This is a genomic window from Endozoicomonas elysicola, assembly GCF_000710775.1.
GTDB classification, from domain to species: Bacteria; Pseudomonadota; Gammaproteobacteria; order Pseudomonadales; family Endozoicomonadaceae; genus Endozoicomonas; species Endozoicomonas elysicola.
Genome location: NZ_JOJP01000001.1, coordinates 3,626,164 through 3,643,045, shown reverse-complemented (window position 1 = coordinate 3,643,045; position 16,882 = coordinate 3,626,164). Strand labels below are relative to the sequence as shown.

Sequence of the window (16,882 nt, the reverse complement as noted above, 5' to 3'; positions counted from 1 at the left end):
TGATCACGCAAGCACTCATACCGCGTTGAACAACTTGAGCATGGAACCACCATGCCCTGCGTCGTTCTCCTTGCCTGAGAGCTTGTGTGATCAACTGGCCTCATGGCTAATTGTAAACACCACCTAAGCTTCAAATGGAATAGGCTAGACTGATTTCTCTGGGCTTATTTGTCTGATACAGCGTAGTTCTGGCGGGGGTAGTATTGGCAATCACTTTTCCGTGGCGGATGGAGTGTGTCACGGTAGCCTGACGGCGAACGGCATCAAAAACACTCTCGGAATCCAGCAAAATCAGGTTGCCGGGTTTACCTGCTTCAATACCGTACTGGTCCTGAATATTCAGGCATCGGGCGCTGTTGTGGGTAATCAGGTTGATGCCCTGGTTAATCTGGTCAAAACCGGTCAGTTGGCAACCCACCAGACCTGTGAACAGTACCAGCAGCATATTGCAGCCCTGCATGGGGAACCACTGATCCACAATGTCATCCTGGCCAAAACAGGCGTTGACACCGGCTTCCAGCAACTCAGGGATTCGTGTGATGCCCCGGCGTTTTGGATAGGTATCCATGCGTCCCTGTAAATTCAAATTAGTAACAGGGTTGGCAATAAAGTGAATGCCGGAATTTTTCAGCAGGCGCATCAATTTGAAAACATAGGCATTGTTGTAGGAGTGCATTGCCGTTGTGTGACTGGCTGTGACCCGGTGTCCCATGGAGCGTTCAAGGGCGAGGGTAGCTACTGTTTCTACGAACCGTGACTGTTCGTCATCAATCTCATCACAGTGAATGTCGATCAGGCGATCGTATTTCTCGGCCAGATCAAACACGGTTTTCAGGGACTCGATGCCATATTCTCGGGTGTATTCAAAGTGTGGAATTCCACCCACGGCTTCTGCGCCCAGCTTCAGAGCCTCTTCCAGCAACTCAGCACCTTTTGGAAAAGAGGGGATACCTTCCTGGGGGAAGGCGACCAGCTGAATATCAATCAGGTCCCGCATCTCTTCTCTCAGTTCCAGTAAGGCATGCAGGGCGGTGAGCGATGGATCAGTGGTATCAACATGGCTGCGAACGTGCTGAACGCCCTGAGCGATATACCACTCCAGGGCTTTTGATGCCCGGCTTTTAACATCATCGCGGGTCAGTGTTTTTTTCCGTTCAGACCAGTTCTGAATACCCTCGAATAAGGTGCCGCTTCGATTCCATACCGGCTCTCCGGCCGTCAGAGCAGTGTCCAGATGAACGTGCGGATCGATAAAGGGCGGCAGTGCTAATTGTCCATTACCATCAATGACCTCTACACCTTCGTTTCGGGCAGTGCCAGCAGATGTGATGGCCGTGAAAATGCCATTATCAATGTCAATATCGAACAGGCCCTGCTGCTGGTGCAGGCGAACGTTTTCAAGTCTCATAACGAAGTCTCAGTGTGAGCAAGGCGTCCCTGAAAAATAGGTGCTTTCTGTAGCAGGACATGGCTGATAGCCGCCACCACTACGCCATTGATGGGGGCGATGCCTGGCAGCAGTGTTGCGGCGGCAATACCGGCAATCCAGGCAATCAGTGCTGAAGGGTTGATGGTGGCAAATGAAGCCTTTTGATAGTCAGGGTACTGGCCTTTTCTTACCAGAAAGTAGTCGGCGAGAAGAATGGCACCAACGGGCGGCAGTGCAGAGCTCAGCAGTCCCAGCCATCCGACAAAATTGTTATAGAGCCACAGGGCGAACAGCGTTCCCAGGGCACCGTTGATCATGACGATCAGGTTTTTGCTCTTACCGGTGATACTGGCAAAACCCAGGCCGGAAACGTAAAGCGCATTATCGTTAGTGGTCCAGATATTCAGGCCCAGTGTGATCACGGCAGGCAGTATCAACCCCTGGAGGAACATAACCTCGGCAATATCCGCCTGGCCTGTGACCATGGAGCCGACGGCCCCAAAGGTGAACATCAGGCTGTTGCCCAGGAAGAAGGCAATCAGTGTCGCGCTGACCGCAATTTTTGGTGTGCGGGCAAAGCGGGTAAAATCGGCCGTCAGGGAACCACCACTGATAAACGACCCGATACAGATACTGATGGCACTGGCAAACGTAATTGTGGTTGTTGGTTCGATGGCCATCAACGCTGACAAACCTCCGGCGCTGTCTACGGCTTCCTTGACGGAGAAACCACCCAGTAGGGCAATGGCGGGAACGGCGATAAAACTGAGGATGGTCAGTGCCTTGAAACCAAAAAATGCGGTCACGGTCATCAGGAACCCTGAGACTAACACCAGAATCTCAGTGTTGATGCCGGTTGCCTTGTTCACCGGGAGAGCAAACATGGCAACCCCCACACCGAACCAGCCAACCTGGGTAGCGGCCAGCACCAGAGACGTCAGTTTGCCGCCGATTTTACCAAAGGCATATTCCGAGAGAAGGTGGGTAGAAAGACCGGTTTTGCTGCCCATCCAGGCAAGGCCTGAAGTGTAGGCGCCGAGCAGAAGGTTGCCGATCATCACTGTGATCAGAAAGCTGGAAAAGTCCAGACCTTGTCCCAGGGTTCCACCGGACCACATACTGGCTGAAAAGAAGGTAAAACCGACCATCACCACCAGAATGGGAAAAAAGCCTTTTCGGGCTTCAGCTGAAACGGGAGAGTGAGCGAAATCCTGGGAATGTTCCGACATTGGTCCTCCAATAAAGAAAAGGGTTGAGGGCCTTGTAGCCGGATATTCATGCTAACAGAACGGTCATTCGAAGTCAGTCAATGATAAACCGTAACCGACTTCGGAAATTACCGTGAGCGTGAATATATTGTGAATTCACAGAATTCCCTTTATCGTTGCCTGTGAATGGTTAAATGCACACATTAATTGAAAGATAACAAGAAGGAGTAATTATTGTGGAGCACCTGCTGGAAGACTACCCAGTTATTACTGAGATACCCGTAGCCTGGGGGGATATGGATGCCCTTCAGCACGTTAATAATGTCGTGTATTTCCGCTATTTTGAAACGGCCCGTATCGATTATTTCGATAAAATACAGGTAATGGAAAAAGCGAAGGGCAGTGGTATAGGCCCTGTGATCAGTCATACCCAATGCTTTTATAAGGCTCCGGTGACTTATCCGGATACTTTACTGGTGGGCTCAAGGGTGAGTGATGTGCAGGAAGATCGCTTTACCATGGAGTATGCGATTTACAGTAAAAGCATGAACAGAGTGACCACAACGGGGACCGCAACGGGTGTCATGTTTAACTTTGTCACTAACTCCAAGGCCAGTATTCCAGAAGAGCTGAAAACGCTTATTCAGAAAATTGAATCGGGCGAGATTGAGTAGCCGTTTCTTTGTAAGTGAGAACAGTGCGCGGTGGCTGTTCCCACTTTGAGTTCTCTAAGCCCCCTAAGGGAAAGAGTCACTATGCCCCCATTCTAATGGAGAAAAAGGAATAGTGATGGTTCGCACTAATTGATTCTTTTCATTATATATACTTAGACCAGTTCTAAAATGCTTTCTCGGTGAAGGCGTATCCACACTGAATTCCAGTTCGTAACAATTCCATAAGCCATTGGCTTCAAGGACGACAGGCTGCTCCGGTAAGGAGCCCTGAAAGACCCGGGACTGAGATTCCGGGCAGCCATGGATTTTATCGGAGAAGCGTTTGGCCTGCTCAGTGGGGTAATGAGCATATGGGTATGGGAACACACTGGTTGTTGTATAGTGTTTGCCGTCAATCTCAAGAGTGACCTGAGAAAGGTCCAGTGTCAGGCCCTTCTGGTAGGGAAAGAGAGAGATCCCCATTCTGAACTTACCCGGCTTTGCTTTGTTATGTTGAGTCTCACCGGAGCTAGCTCGATAAGGGATTAACACGACATAATCAACCTGCCCCAGCTGAACATCATTTCTTGGGTCGAATGTAATAGCGAACTCAGGATAACGCATCACTTTTTGAGGGCCGCCAATACTTTCCCCAATCTCCGGTGCACTGCTGATAAACGATTTGCTGAATCCACAACTGGCAAGTAGGGCGATGATACTGGTGATAATGGCTAAACGTCCTGTCAGAAAGAAGTATTGAATACCCTTCATAGAAAATCCTGTTAAATAGAAGCTAAGAGGAGCTATTCATTCACTGTAGCCAGTCATGATTCGGTTAACAATGTTTCAAATTTGTCTGAAATACTCTCCAAGGCTTTCGATCATGCCTTATTGCAAGGGAACTTGGGATTGTTTAAGGTTGGCGTCAACACTATTACCCGCTTTTCACTGATCATGATTCGACAAGCTCAGAACACAATGACAGTCACTCTGCTTTATGCGGCGGTTGTCTCTGCGCTTGTTAACACTGGCTGGCCTCAGCCGGTCATCTACTAGCTGCTTCAGCGCTCTTATTTCATTGAACTCCCAAACAGTACCCACGCTAATCAGAGTGTGGGGCTTGCTTATGGATTATTTTCCAGCTGGCTGAAGTATGTTATTTCACAATCATTGTATTCTTCGAGAGTTCAGAGCGCTGCTCAAGCTCTCACTGCCCCTGATGGGCACATATCTGGTGATGTCGCTTGCGGGCTTCATCGACACGCTGATGGCAGGGCAGTACAGCTCAGTTGATCTGGCCGGTGTAGCCATTGCCTATACGGCCTGGATTCCCGTCAATGTTTTTCTTGTTGGTCTGCTGATGGGGAAAACGGCTTTTATCTCTCAGCTGTATGGGGCTAGAAAGCTACGGGATATTGTCGCTATGGGCCAGCAGGGTCTATTGCTTGCTACAGGTTCGGGGATTGTCGGTCTGGCATTGCTGTCTGTTTTTTCCGAGCTATTGATCTACGTGGATGCCAGTAATGCTGTCCGGGAAATTGCTTCAGGCTATTTAACATTTGTCGCTCTGGGAATGCCGGGCGTTGCTTTGAATCAGGCATTGCGAAGCTATCTGGAGGGGCAGGGTTATGTTCGTTCCGTGATGGTTGCCCAGGTGCTGGGGCTGCTGATCAATATCCCACTGAACTATGCCCTGATATATGGGCGATTTGGTCTGCCAGAAATGGGCGGTCTAGGGTGTGGTATCGCCACAGCCGTTATTATGTGGCTTTCACCGCTTTTTATGGTGGCTTATATCTGTTTTAACAAGGCACTGAAATCAACATCTCCTTTTTGCTACGCACTGGATCTTGACCTAGAAAAGCTGAAGGCTCTGGTTGCAATTGGGCTGCCCATTGCGGTTACACTGTTTTGTCAGTTTCTGGTGTTTATGGTGATCACCGTTTTACTGGCATCCCACGGGCATGTTGTTGTTGGAGCGCACCAGATAGTCTTTAACGTTTCGACATTATTGATGATGGTTCCCTCTGCCATTGGGGGCGCTGTGACCATAAGAGCAGCCTATTATATAGGCGCTGGACATTCATCCATGGGGGGCTTTGTTTCTCTGGTGGGGCTTTCTATCTCCTTTATGGTTATGTGCGTTCTGGGGGTTGGGGGCTGGTGGGCAAGGTTCTCCATAGTGCGTTTATATACTCAGGATCTGGCTGTTATTGAACTTGCAGCATCACTAATGGGGTTAGTGGTGATTTATCTGCTGCTTACGGTTATTCAGCAGTTAGGTGCAGCTGCATTAAGAGCTTATCGGGATGCCTTTTCTGTCATGTGGATCATGTTGGTTTCCCTTTGGGGTATTATGCTGCCCTTGGGGTATTTTCTGGCAAATATGGACTTTTTGGGTGCGCCATTGGGTGTAAAAGGGTTCTGGCTGGCAATGGTTGTCGCTTACTTTCTAGCCGCCATAGGGACTTGCTGTCGCTGCTGTCTGGTGGTGAAGTAGTTGTCAGGGCACATCATATTGATGTGCCCTGAACATGGTTTTAACGTAGGTCGATGCGGCTGAGGCTTTTGATCAGGCCTTGTCGCAAGGGGCATGAGGTTAGCTCTCTTAATGGGGGCAGGTGCCGAGAGTCAGGTGATTATAAAAGGGTTCTGTTGACGGTTTTCGCACAACAGCACCATGAGAGCGCATCAATGATCATTAAAACTGCGCCATCAAATGCTCTAATGCCTGCGGCCCTCCTAACTGAAGGCTAATATATTTTTGATCAGCCTCTGGAAGGCTGAAATATCTCTCAATCGACGTGATATCACGAGATAAAAGCCCGTCTAGAACATCTTCAGCCCTGTCCTTGGAAGGACTTGGAATAGCTTGTGGTGCTCCGCCAACAGCGCCTGATAGTGGCAGATCTTGCAGGTTTTGTCTGGCTCCTGCCACGGTCTTACTGGTAGCCTGATGCTCCAGAAAAGTTTTCACCTCTTTTGCCGTTGGTCGTTCGTGCTCTGGGCGGAATATATAGTCTAACAGGGCAATAGTGTCTTCTGTCATCAATGGCTTCATTAATTCTCTGGCAATTCCTCTGGATTTTTTATGATTGTCTAGAAAATCCTTCAGTCTCATTCCATCCGAATAATAGTTATCGGTGAATTGCTGAAGAAACAATGGGATTTGCGATTTGCCGGTCGCAATCATCGCTAAACAAAGACCATAAGCCCACACGTCATTGTCATAAAGTGACATCTGGTCTACGAACCCAGGAATATCTGCATATTCTGGTGGAAGATAGGGAGGGCTGTATCCTACAGGCTCGTCCATTTTCTTAGCATCAGGGCCATATGAACGTTGCTTTGCCGTACCAAAGTCAGTAACAGCAGCACTTCCTTTTTTATCAAGCACTAAGATATTTTCAAGTTTTATATCACTATGAGGAATGTTCCTAGCATGACAATGAACAAGAGCATTCAGCACATCATCCCGGAACTTTTGGAATGCATCAACTGAACAACCACCCTTGCAAAAACCTACAGCATCACCTTCAGGTGCAGTGAATGTTACGATAGCGCACAGGTGGTCATATTTCGTAAATTTTTCATCTTTGACAAAGTCACCAGGAATACTCCGAACTGTTTTGTCTTGTAGGTTTAGAACAATGTAAAGACCATGGCTTAAAATAAAGCTTCCCTTGCCCTCTAATTCGGCAATAGCGGCCATTTTTCCACCGAGCAATTCGCCGGTTGGTTTTTCATCTTCATCTATCAGAGGGTTAGAAAAATCAGGGTCCAGACGGTCAGGAAAATCCGGGTGGGAAAAGTCCACCTTTTTGATGGCGTAGGCTGAGCCCTCGCCCCTGTCTTTTTGCTCCGGGTTGAACTCCCAGCATTTATAAATAGAGCCTTCTGAGCCTTGCCCTAGTTTTTTTTCTACAACTTTACCGTTTAAGGGGATAAGAGTTTGTATTGCCGTTTCAATCTCAGACAAATAACAATGACGAAGCTTTTGGGTCACAATTTCTGTCCCAGATTTTTTAGGTGTTGAGGGATAGTTCGCTGTTGGTGAAACATTTGTACGAGTAACAGAGTAATTCTGAGACATAGTGGATGCTCTGAAAACAGGTTGCCTGTTTACATCAACTGCTCGGGTCAGCCTTCCCCTATATCTTGTAGCTTCCACGGGAGCTGCAGAAGCGTCGTCTTTACCCGCAAATACATGGTGGCCTATTGCAAACCCATTTCCTTCAATTTTTGGTCTAGCATCCATGATTTTCTCCTTTTTATCTTTGGATAGTTATTAAATAGTTGTTGGGCAGATTACCATTTGTTTTTGTTTATATAACTAACGGGGGAGTTCGTTGTTCCACCCTTTTCGAGCTGCTGGAATATTTGAATGAATTCAATCAGTCTTGCCTCGGATGAACCACCGGCAGGAAAAGAGTTTAGCCTAAGTAAGTGACCTAATTTGATGACTGATACCCTTGTCATGCTCTTTGACCCAGTATATGTAAGATGATTTAAAAAACTGTGGGTCGATTTTAATATATTGATATTTAAGGTTTTTAGATTTTCAGGAAGAGAGTGTTTCATGAGTCTTGATAGTCACTCCTGATAAACTAACAGTTTATTTTAAATGATGTATTCCTGTGTAGGTGATCAGATTTTTTTTAAATTTGTGATTATCCAATTTAATGAGATTGCTAACTGGTGTAAATGTTCAGTAACTTTTGTATTTTTTATATCATTTACTTGTTAGGTCAAATATCTATGTGAGGAGAAAAACTATTAGAGCTTCTATTTAAAAGGGTGGAGGAAGTACGAACTGCCCCCTGGAATAAAATGATTGATTTTACTGGCTTATAAAACAGCATTGACTCAGTAAATCAGCTTTTGTTTTATGTAACACGGCAGAATGCCGTGTTACGTTTAGATTATATGGAGAGCTTGAGAAATAGAATGGCAATCAGTGTGACTGCTATACCCAGTACCTTGATCGGATGTAGACTTTCCCCAAACATCAATCTTCCAATAACCGAAGTGGCAATAATACCAAGTGCTCCCCAGAGTGCGTAGGCAACACTGAGGTCAATGCTTTCCAAGGCAAAGGACAGGAAAACAAAGGCCGCAATCTGTACGATCATCACCATCACGGCAAACCGCTTTTTGGTAAAGCCGTTGGACAGCTTGGTCAGTACATTACCAATAATGTCACAGCTTGAAGCGGCAACGACCCAGAAAATAGCAATCAGTTGCAGATGGTCTGACATGGCTGCAGCTCCTTCTCATTGGTCGGTTGCGCTTTACTTTCCTGTTCCTGCTTTTCCGATAGTTTCTCCCCCAGGTTAATCAAAACCATGCCGGTCATCAGTGAAGCCATAGCAATCAATTTGTTGGTTGAGAACGTTTCGTCAAAGAAATACCAGGACATCAGGCTGATCAGTAGCAGGCCGAGCCCTTCCCACATGGTATAAGCAATCGCCAGGGGGATTTTGCGAACCGCCTGGGACAGGAAGAAGTAGGAAATAGATATTAAAATAGCCATCAGTGTATAGCCCATCACAGGGCTGCTTCCTGATGCCATTTTCATAAAGGATGTGCTGGCCACCTCGGTAATGATGGCCAGAAACAGCATAAACCAGTAATACATAGGGGTTCCCCCGATCAAGAGATCAAAATAAATAAACTTAGGCTGGTCGTGTTCTTTTTCCAGCAAAAGGCAGGCAGGGGGGGACTAGAGGCCTGTGCGCCAATAGCGCTCAGCCGGGTAATGGCAGATAGCTGTGTAAAGACTGGGTGATATACAACGCATTTTAGGCAGAGATCATAGACCTGATTGAAGTAATACTATCATGCCTGCTATCGGACGATAAGTAGCATTTGTTCTTATGGTTTGTTGTGAAATGTCATGCATTATTTTCGTTTCAATAGGACCAGTACTGAACCCGTTCCACCTTCTGAAGGTGGTGCAGAACAAAATGCCAGCACATCCGGCATCTGCTTTAACCAATGATTGGTATGGCTCTTTAACGTCGATTGCCGCTCTTTGCTGCGGTGAGACTTGCCATGGATGATGCGCACACAGGTTAGTCCACGGTAGCGGGAAACCTGGATGAATTCATGGATCAACTCTCTGGCTTCATCAATCTTGTAACCATGAAGATCCACTTGAAACTGAACCGGTATCATCCCTTGACGTAACTGTCTGAGTCTGGTCGTTTGGATTCCGGGTCGAGAGAATTCAATAAACTGTTCGGGGTCGACAGGCTCAATCCATGCTTCAGAGAGTGCGGCTCCAGAAGATGGCTTATCCAGCTCAGCAGCCTTTCGGCGAGCTCTTAAGGTGCTTTCCGGGATATCTGCATTCGGTTTTCGACTATTCCCAGAATGGGTCTTGTTGCCTTTTTTGCCAATCAATGGTCGTACGTCACTCATCGCTTCCAGGAAGCTTTGTTCATCATCTTTCTCGGACATAAGAATGGCTGGTTAACCCTGAACTGGCAGTGTGGCTATAGGTGAATAACAAAGTTGTCCATTGTACTGTCAGAAGATTGTTCAGCAAAGTATCTGGCTCTGATAAATGTGGGGAGGGAGAAAGTGGGCGTTGAGCATAATGAGTTTTGGAAAAAGGCCGGACATTAGATCTCTGAGCACGATATGCTGTATTCAAAGATTTGTGAAAATTATTATTGGAAAATTGATCTCATATCATTCGTTCTCCTCCTGTTATATCAATGATTCGAACCTGTATCTTGCAGAGAGGTTAATGATATTCTGTGGAAAAGGTGGTGTCTTATCAGAGAAGAATTCAGGTGGTTGCTGTAAGGATTAGCCATATAAAGCCATGGAGTGGGTTTAATATGAAAATAGGTAAAGGTGCTCAAGTTCGCACTTTATTGTCTTCTCTTGTCGAAGGTGTTGTAAAGAAATGGAGAGGCAGAAAAACAGTCAGGCATAAAAGTGATAAAGCACACTTTCTTAATGGTCAGGGTACGGAATTCAAAAAGCTGGGCAAAGGTTACTGGGGATCAGTCAGTCAGTTTTTTACAGGCAATGAAGGCCCTCTTAAAGTAGTGAAGAAAATTGATATAAAAAACTACTCTGACAAGGAAGTGAAAATTTTAGAGCGATTGGGTGGTCATGAGCATTGTGTTTCATTGGAGAAAGAATGGCGTGATGATAAATATCATTACATAGGTATGGAGGATGCGGGTCTTGATATTGGCCGTCTTGTATACCGTAAACATGGCGCCGTAGGTGTATACAAAAAAACAAATCCTTTCGTTGCTCTGTTTAGGCGGGGAGGTGGTTTCCGAGCCATCGATGAAGTCAAAAGTGAAAAACTGTTCTTTAAGAGTCTTTTATTTCAGAGCCTTCAAGGGGTAGGGCATATGCATGAGAAGCAAATTGTCCATAGAGATATAAAGCCCTCAAACATAATGATCACTCCAGTAGGGCAAGTGAGAGTTGGAGACTTTGGTTGTGCTACAGAAGTGGATCAAACAACACGCTTCCGTGGAGATATCAGGTATCAACCTCCGGAAACCTCCAAGTTCAGGAGAGGTAGTTATAACGAGAAAAGTGATATCTGGATGCTGGGTGCGACTATGACAGAAATGTTATTGGGGAAGAGTGCCATCATGGGATTTTTCAGGATTTTTCCCAGGAGTATCCAGAGTATTTTCAGAAGAATTGATAAAGCGGAAGGGGCAGGCCTGATTTCAAGAGATACCGGGGAATTGCTGAAGTCTATGCTAGCGGCTAATCCAGCCGATAGACCCTCAGCTCAAGAGTTACTGCATCATGAGTACTTCCAGAGTGACTTGGAAAAGTTGAATCAGCTCAAAAAGGCCTGGGGTAAGGATTGAGCTGCAAATGTTAAGCCGTGGTATTTTCTGTCTCCCAGACAAAAGCCCCCGCAATGTGTGCAGGGGCAACGGGGTTAACCTGTTCATTAGCTAGCTAATGATAACTGACACATTATTCTGGCTTTTGCAGAGGTGCACCGGTCTCTTCATCAAAATGATCTGTATGAAACTCATACCACATAACATTAATGATGCCGAAGGCACAGGCCAGTAAAACACCCAGTAACCAAGCGAAATACCACATTATTCAGCTCCCTTTCTCTTGATTCAGTAAAGTGAATGACTTTCTTGTTCAATCTTTTCAGCGGTCATACGGCCCCAGAGCTTATAGAAGCACCAGGTGGTATAGCCGAGAATGATGGGAACAAATACCACAGCAACACCGGTCATAATCGCCAGGGTCATAAAGCTGGAGGTTGCATCCCAGAGAGTCAGGCTGAACTGAGGGTGAGTATTGGATGTCAGTACAAACGGGAACAGACTGAAGCCCGCGGTCATAATGATTCCAGCCTGAGCCAGTGATGAAAATGTAAAATTCAGACCATCCAGTTTTGTGCCAGAAAAAATAATGACGCCGATTGTGCCCAGGAAACCAAGTACCGGTGCGATCATCATGATCGGATACAGACTGTAGTTAATCAGCCAGGCACCTTCCGCCAGAATGACGGTCTTGTTCAAGGGGTTGGAAGGAGCGTTGGGATCCACAATACTGGTGATCTGGTAGCCATTCATATGAGCAACCCAGAAACCGCCAAGAGCAAAAGCAACCATTGTCAGGATGGCAGAATAACGGGCAACGATAGCTGCACGATGGCGGATCGGATCACCGGAGCGCATTTTCTGCCAGACAGCACCCTGCATGGTCAGCATGGAGGCGCTGACTACACCGCAGAGTAGAGAGAACGGGTTTAGCAGATCAAAAAATGAACCGGTAAAACTGGAACGCATGAAACCATCGAGCTGGAACTCAAAGCCAACAAATATGTTGCCAAAGCCTACGCCAAATACGATGGAGGGCACGATACCGCTGGCAAACAGTCCCCAGTCCCAGGCGTTGCGCCAACGAGGGTCAGGCAGTTTGGAGCGATAATCAAATGCCATTGGGCGAATCAACAGGGCAAAAAGTACCAGTACCATTGCCCAGTAAAAACCGGAAAATGCAGTGGCATAAACCGTTGGCCAGGCTGCAAATAATGCTCCACCGGCAGTTATCAGCCATACTTGGTTGCCATCCCAGTGAGGGGCAACGGCATTAATCATGATTCGACGTTCAGTGTCGTTTTTGCTCATGAATGGCAGCAGGTTAGCAGTACCCAGATCGTAGCCATCCATGATGGCAAACCCGATAAACAGGACACCAATCAGAACCCACCAGATAAATCGGAGAACTTCATAATCCATCGTTATCGCTCCTTATGCTTTTCCCTGGAGGTTACTGGTAAGATCACCATCAGCAATCGCCTGTTTTTGTTCGAAGTGATAACGCCCGGTGTGCAAACTGCTGGGGCCTATTTTGCAGTACTTAACCATGAGCCAGATTTCAACAACGGCAAAGATGCCATAAAACAGTGTGAAGCCAGCAATGCTCAGGTAAAGATCAGTCACGGTTCGTGTTGATGCCGACAGATAGGTTGGCAAAATGCCTGAAATAGACCATGGTTGGCGGCCAAATTCAGCAACAAACCAGCCCATCTCACTGGCAATCCAGGGTAATGGTAACGACCACAGGCAAAGCTTCAGGAAGAACCGGCTCTTGTATTCTGTGCGACGGGCGGTTTTAACAAACGCAGTGATCAGTAGCAGGAGCATTAAAAAACCACAGCCGACCATAATACGGAAGGCGAAGAATAGAGGCCATACCGTTGGAATGGCGTCTTCCGCTGCCTGACGGATCATTGCGTCCGAAGCAGATGGAATATCGTCCGTGTAGCGTGTTAATAACAAGCCATAACCTAGGTCATCGACAACTTCAAGAAATGCAGCCCGGTTCTCAGGTGTATCTTCACCAGCCTTCAGCTTCTGGAGTAACTCATAGGCCACCATACCATTCTTGATACGCGGAATTTTGCCTTCGATCAGGTCTTTGATGCCGGCAACTTGCTCATCCAGCGAGCGGGTCGCAATAATACCCATCACATAGGGAATCTTGATGGCAAAATCGGTTTCCATGTTCTCCTGGTCAGGAATACCAATAACGGTGAAACTGGCGGGGGCCGGATGGGTATCCCATTCAGCTTCAATCGCGGCAAGCTTTACTTCCTGAACATCACCCAGCTCATAGCCTGATTCGTCACCCAGCAGAATAACGGACAGGATAGCGGCTAGGCCAAAACCTGAAGCGACGGCAAAAGAGCGACGGGCAAACCCGGTGTCTCTATTCTGGAGCAGATAATAGGCAGAGATGGACAGGACAAATATTGCTCCCGTGGTATAGCCTGCAGCTACGGTATGAATGAACTTTACCTGTGCTACCGGGTTGAAGACCAGGTCAGCGAAGCTGGTCATTTCCATGCGCATGGTTTCAAAGTTGAACTCTGCTCCCACAGGGTTCTGCATCCAGGCATTAGCAATCAAAATCCAGAGCGCGGAAAGGTTGGTACCAATGGCCATCAGCCAAGTACAGGCGAGGTGCTGAACTTTGCTCAGGCGATCCCAGCCAAAGAAAAACATACCAACAAAGGTGGATTCCAGGAAGAAGGCCATGAGGGCTTCAATGGCCAGCGGGGCGCCAAAGATATCGCCGACATAGTGGGAATAATACGACCAGTTGGTACCAAACTGAAACTCCATGGTAAGGCCAGTGGCCACACCTATGGCGAAGTTGATACCGAAGAGTTTACCCCAGAAGCGGGTCATGTCTTTATAGATCTGTTTGCCCGTCATGACATAGACGGATTCCATGATAGCCAGGATAAAGGTCATTCCAATCGTCAATGGGACGAATAGAAAGTGATAGAGCGCAGTAATGGCAAATTGAAAGCGCGAGAGATCTATGACTTCTTCCAGAATCATAAGACTCCTCCACAAATATTATCAGGAGAGACGCCTGGCTACTGCATCATTGAACGTAATTCCGGCTCCAGCCAGAAGCCCTCTTCAGAGTAGCAGAAACCAGAATATATTCAGGTCTCAAGCAGACGGTTGAAAAGAGTCTTTTGTTGAAACAGCACGCTTTTGATAGAGAGCTTGGGCAATAAATAATCAACGGACTATAGTACCCTATGTAAAAATATAGGTATATTTCGGTATGCCGCACTGCTCATCGTTCTCTGTTTGGCATAGCACGTTCCGCCATCCGTTACGGAGCATCTGTCCGGGTAGATCACGTTATGCCATGCCTTTTAAGCTCATCCGGGTTATGGTTTTCTTGGCGTTATAAAGGTCAATTTGCCAGTTGTCTTTTGGCTGAGGAACTTCCATGGCAGATACATTGTCCAGCGAGTAAGAAGCGCTGAGAGGGGTCTCGTATCTGGCGATAAACTGAAGTCTTTCCAGGCTGGCATTGTAGGTTTTGACCAGAAAGTTGATGGTCTGATCGCTGAGGGGTACCCGATAATAGCGGATCAGGTTTTGAGCCAGTTTTTCTGCGCTGGTGGCCAGATTTTTTTCAACGGCACTCGCCATGGCTTCACCCCAGGCTGCTTTGGTTCTGGCGCTCATGCCCGGTTCTATGTTGGCTAAGCTGATGGCGTTGGCGCTTTCGATTGCACGCTGAATCTGAGGCTCGTGCAGGTGGATATACGGATCCAGAATGGTGGCAATCTCAATAGCAATGTCCCGGGCGCAGGCTTCCGTCAGGTTTTGCTCTGCATCCAGAAGAGATGAATCTTCCTGGCTGTTTTTGAGCCTGTTTTTTTGCAGGTCGGGGGACTCATTGAGATATTGTCGGATACGCTGAGTAACTTCCGCCTTATCCTCGTCATCCAGGAAAATTGTCTGTTCGGAAATAGTCAGGCTTCGTTTCAGGTTCTCATTATTCTGATGTTGATATTTGCTGGACAGTTTCTGCCAGTTTTTCAGGGCGCGCTTTAAAAGCAGGCTGTCTCGCCCTTGTTTCAGGTAAGCCCGGTGGCTTTCGTTGTATATCTGTAATGCTTTTTCCAACTGCTGGCTTTTTGTGGAAAGCGTCAGAAGGTGCTTTCGGGCACCTTTTTTCTGAGGGCTCGAAAGGGTTAATTGACGAGCCTCCCGTACCTGAAGGCTCAAGGTGTCCAGAGATTTAGTCGCAATAGTCAGGAGCTTATGTGTGCTTAATCCATTACCGCTACCAATTTCAGAAGGAATTCCAATGTTGTTCAAGTAAGTGGTTAATGCCTTGAGACGAGAATAAACTCTTGCGCGGCTGATGCGAAGGTCGTTACGTTCTTCTTCCAGCTTGTCCAGGGCTCTTGCCAGATCCCAGTGGCCTGTGTACTCAATCTTCAGATAAGCAATTTCCCGGCCGCAGATCAGTTCAAAGCACAGAGTAAGCATTTCCTCCACATCATGGAGGGTCATCAGGTTTTCATTACCTTCTTCAATTGCGGAAAGAATCCGCTCAATGAACAGAGGCTCACGTTTTTGTCCGTGGTGTGGACGGGCAACGATACCATTCAGGCGCTTCTTCAGTGCTTCTGCTGTTCTGGGGTGGTTCTCATTCAGGGATTGAAAGGCTTTATCAGACTCTTCTCTGGCCTCTTCAATGATATCCTTCATTCTGTTGTAGAGACCGGCACGGCGAAAAATTTCAATCCTTTCTGCCTGTTTTGCCAGTTGCTGGTTGCCTGTCAGGTCTTCTATAGCGGTGGATACCCATTCAGGCCCAAGATCCAGTTTACGAAGAAGTATACCGGCTGAGTGAATGCGTCGCTGTTCTTCTGTCATGTTGATCTGACCAAGATCTCTAACCTGATAGATAAGTTCAGGAACCTGATCGATCAGGCTGAGCAGGTTTATCCGATCTTTTGCCTGTTGTCGTCCATGAGTCATATTATGGAACAGGCGGTAGCCGACACCCAAAGCAACGGCGATGACCGAATAGCCCAGAAAGTAAAAAGCCCTTTCCAGGGGCATCATGACGCCGTAGGCAAAGTAGTAGCCAAAGTAGGCGGCCATCAACGTGACTGGGCCTGCGGTCCATGCGTATTGAAGAATGGTGACGCTCCAGGGTTCCTGGTGCGGGGCTCTGGCAACTTTTTCAAGCCAGCGTTGATCACGCTCTTCCAGTTTGAGATCAACGTTTTCCAGCTTCTTTTTTTGTTGCTCCTTTTGACTGGGAGCATTGTTATGAAGGCCGGATCCTTTCGACATTTTCGAGTAAACCTGACGCGGAAAGAGAATGGAAAATCACACAATTATAAGTGTTCATTGTGACAGCTTGGTATATGTAAATATACTTTCATTATTAATGATTATAGTGATTTTAGTTATCAGTGTACCAGCTCGTGTTGGGCTATTTATGACAACAGCTTTGAATGGCTAGCTATGGATGAAAAAATTATTTTGAGCTTTAATTATTGTTATTGGTAGTATTAAAAAATAATAATATTTCAATAACGTTAACAAAATCTATGATGTCTTCTATCTGGTGAAATGTTTCGTATTTTTTATTTTATTGAAATTATTTTAATTGGAGTTTTGTCCAGTAATTTGTATTGTTTTTAATTTTTATAAAATTTTTTTGTTAATGGTTTTGGCAAAGAAATTATATTTGAGTAAGTTGTGTTTTTTTGGTTTAAATTTTCTAAATAATAATCA

Annotated in this window: 15 protein-coding genes; 4 read left to right on the top strand and 11 right to left on the bottom strand. The window is 46.6% G+C overall.

Features of this window, described 5'->3' with window-relative positions; all coding sequences use genetic code 11:
• Window positions 1–130: 130 nt before the first annotated feature.
• On the bottom strand, window positions 131–1,408 hold the full coding sequence (gene codA, locus GV64_RS15675; protein ID WP_020584309.1) for a cytosine deaminase: 1,278 nt from the start codon (window positions 1,406–1,408) through the stop codon (window positions 131–133).
• The gene (codB, locus tag GV64_RS15670) at window positions 1,405–2,658 is read right to left on the bottom strand and encodes a cytosine permease (RefSeq protein WP_020584310.1); all 1,254 of its coding nucleotides are present in this window, start codon (window positions 2,656–2,658) and stop codon (window positions 1,405–1,407) included. The genes codA and codB overlap by 4 nt, the downstream gene beginning before the upstream one ends.
• 215 nt (window positions 2,659–2,873) lie before the next feature.
• On the opposite strand from codB, the gene GV64_RS15665 reads away from it, so the two are divergent.
• Window positions 2,874–3,311 carry an acyl-CoA thioesterase gene (locus tag GV64_RS15665; RefSeq protein WP_020584311.1) on the top strand — a complete coding sequence of 146 codons (438 nt, stop codon included), beginning with the start codon at window positions 2,874–2,876 and terminating at the stop codon, window positions 3,309–3,311.
• Window positions 3,312–3,374: 63 nt separating this feature from the next.
• Here GV64_RS15665 and GV64_RS15660 read toward each other — a convergent pair whose 3' ends face one another.
• Window positions 3,375–4,061 carry a hypothetical protein gene (locus tag GV64_RS15660; RefSeq protein WP_020584312.1) on the bottom strand — a complete coding sequence of 229 codons (687 nt, stop codon included), beginning with the start codon at window positions 4,059–4,061 and terminating at the stop codon, window positions 3,375–3,377.
• Window positions 4,062–4,199: 138 nt separating this feature from the next.
• On the opposite strand from GV64_RS15660, the gene GV64_RS25325 reads away from it, so the two are divergent.
• Together GV64_RS25325 and GV64_RS15655 are read left to right on the top strand one after the other, a co-directional pair.
• Entirely contained in the window at window positions 4,200–4,346 is a 147-nt protein-coding gene (locus GV64_RS25325; RefSeq protein WP_020584313.1) for a hypothetical protein, read from the top strand.
• Window positions 4,347–4,443: 97 nt separating this feature from the next.
• Window positions 4,444–5,790, top strand: a complete 1,347-nt coding sequence (locus GV64_RS15655; protein WP_020584314.1) for an MATE family efflux transporter — start codon at window positions 4,444–4,446, stop codon at window positions 5,788–5,790.
• Window positions 5,791–5,991: 201 nt separating this feature from the next.
• Here the strand turns inward: GV64_RS15655 and GV64_RS15650 are convergent, their stop codons facing one another.
• The 4 genes from GV64_RS15650 to GV64_RS15630 form a co-directional block, all read right to left on the bottom strand.
• On the bottom strand, window positions 5,992–7,548 hold the full coding sequence (locus GV64_RS15650; protein ID WP_020584315.1) for a protein kinase domain-containing protein: 1,557 nt from the start codon (window positions 7,546–7,548) through the stop codon (window positions 5,992–5,994).
• Between the two features lie 664 nt (window positions 7,549–8,212).
• The gene (locus GV64_RS15640) at window positions 8,213–8,548 is read right to left on the bottom strand and encodes a DMT family transporter (RefSeq protein ID WP_020584317.1); all 336 of its coding nucleotides are present in this window, start codon (window positions 8,546–8,548) and stop codon (window positions 8,213–8,215) included.
• Window positions 8,527–8,928: a DMT family transporter gene (locus GV64_RS15635; protein WP_026258525.1), complete on the bottom strand. Its 402-nt coding sequence runs from the start codon at window positions 8,926–8,928 to the stop codon at window positions 8,527–8,529. The genes GV64_RS15640 and GV64_RS15635 overlap by 22 nt, the downstream gene beginning before the upstream one ends.
• Before the next feature lie 263 nt (window positions 8,929–9,191).
• The gene (locus GV64_RS15630; protein ID WP_020584319.1) at window positions 9,192–9,752 is read right to left on the bottom strand and encodes a Smr/MutS family protein; all 561 of its coding nucleotides are present in this window, start codon (window positions 9,750–9,752) and stop codon (window positions 9,192–9,194) included.
• Window positions 9,753–10,138: 386 nt separating this feature from the next.
• Here GV64_RS15630 and GV64_RS15625 point away from each other — a divergent pair, with 386 nt between their 5' ends.
• Window positions 10,139–11,146 (top strand): protein kinase domain-containing protein, encoded by a 1,008-nt coding sequence (locus tag GV64_RS15625; protein WP_020584320.1) that lies wholly within the window; start codon window positions 10,139–10,141, stop codon window positions 11,144–11,146.
• Window positions 11,147–11,258: 112 nt separating this feature from the next.
• Here GV64_RS15625 and cydX read toward each other — a convergent pair whose 3' ends face one another.
• The 4 genes from cydX to GV64_RS15605 form a co-directional block, all read right to left on the bottom strand.
• Window positions 11,259–11,390 (bottom strand): cytochrome bd-I oxidase subunit CydX, encoded by a 132-nt coding sequence (cydX, locus tag GV64_RS24295; RefSeq protein ID WP_020584321.1) that lies wholly within the window; start codon window positions 11,388–11,390, stop codon window positions 11,259–11,261.
• A 23-nt stretch (window positions 11,391–11,413) separates the two neighbouring features.
• Complete coding sequence (gene cydB, locus GV64_RS15615; protein WP_020584322.1) at window positions 11,414–12,547, bottom strand: cytochrome d ubiquinol oxidase subunit II; 1,134 nt, start codon at window positions 12,545–12,547, stop codon at window positions 11,414–11,416.
• A gap of 12 nt (window positions 12,548–12,559) precedes the next feature.
• Window positions 12,560–14,158, bottom strand: a complete 1,599-nt coding sequence (locus tag GV64_RS15610; protein WP_020584323.1) for a cytochrome ubiquinol oxidase subunit I — start codon at window positions 14,156–14,158, stop codon at window positions 12,560–12,562.
• A 315-nt stretch (window positions 14,159–14,473) separates the two neighbouring features.
• Window positions 14,474–16,435 carry a hypothetical protein gene (locus GV64_RS15605; protein WP_020584324.1) on the bottom strand — a complete coding sequence of 654 codons (1,962 nt, stop codon included), beginning with the start codon at window positions 16,433–16,435 and terminating at the stop codon, window positions 14,474–14,476.
• Window positions 16,436–16,882: the final 447 nt, after the last annotated feature.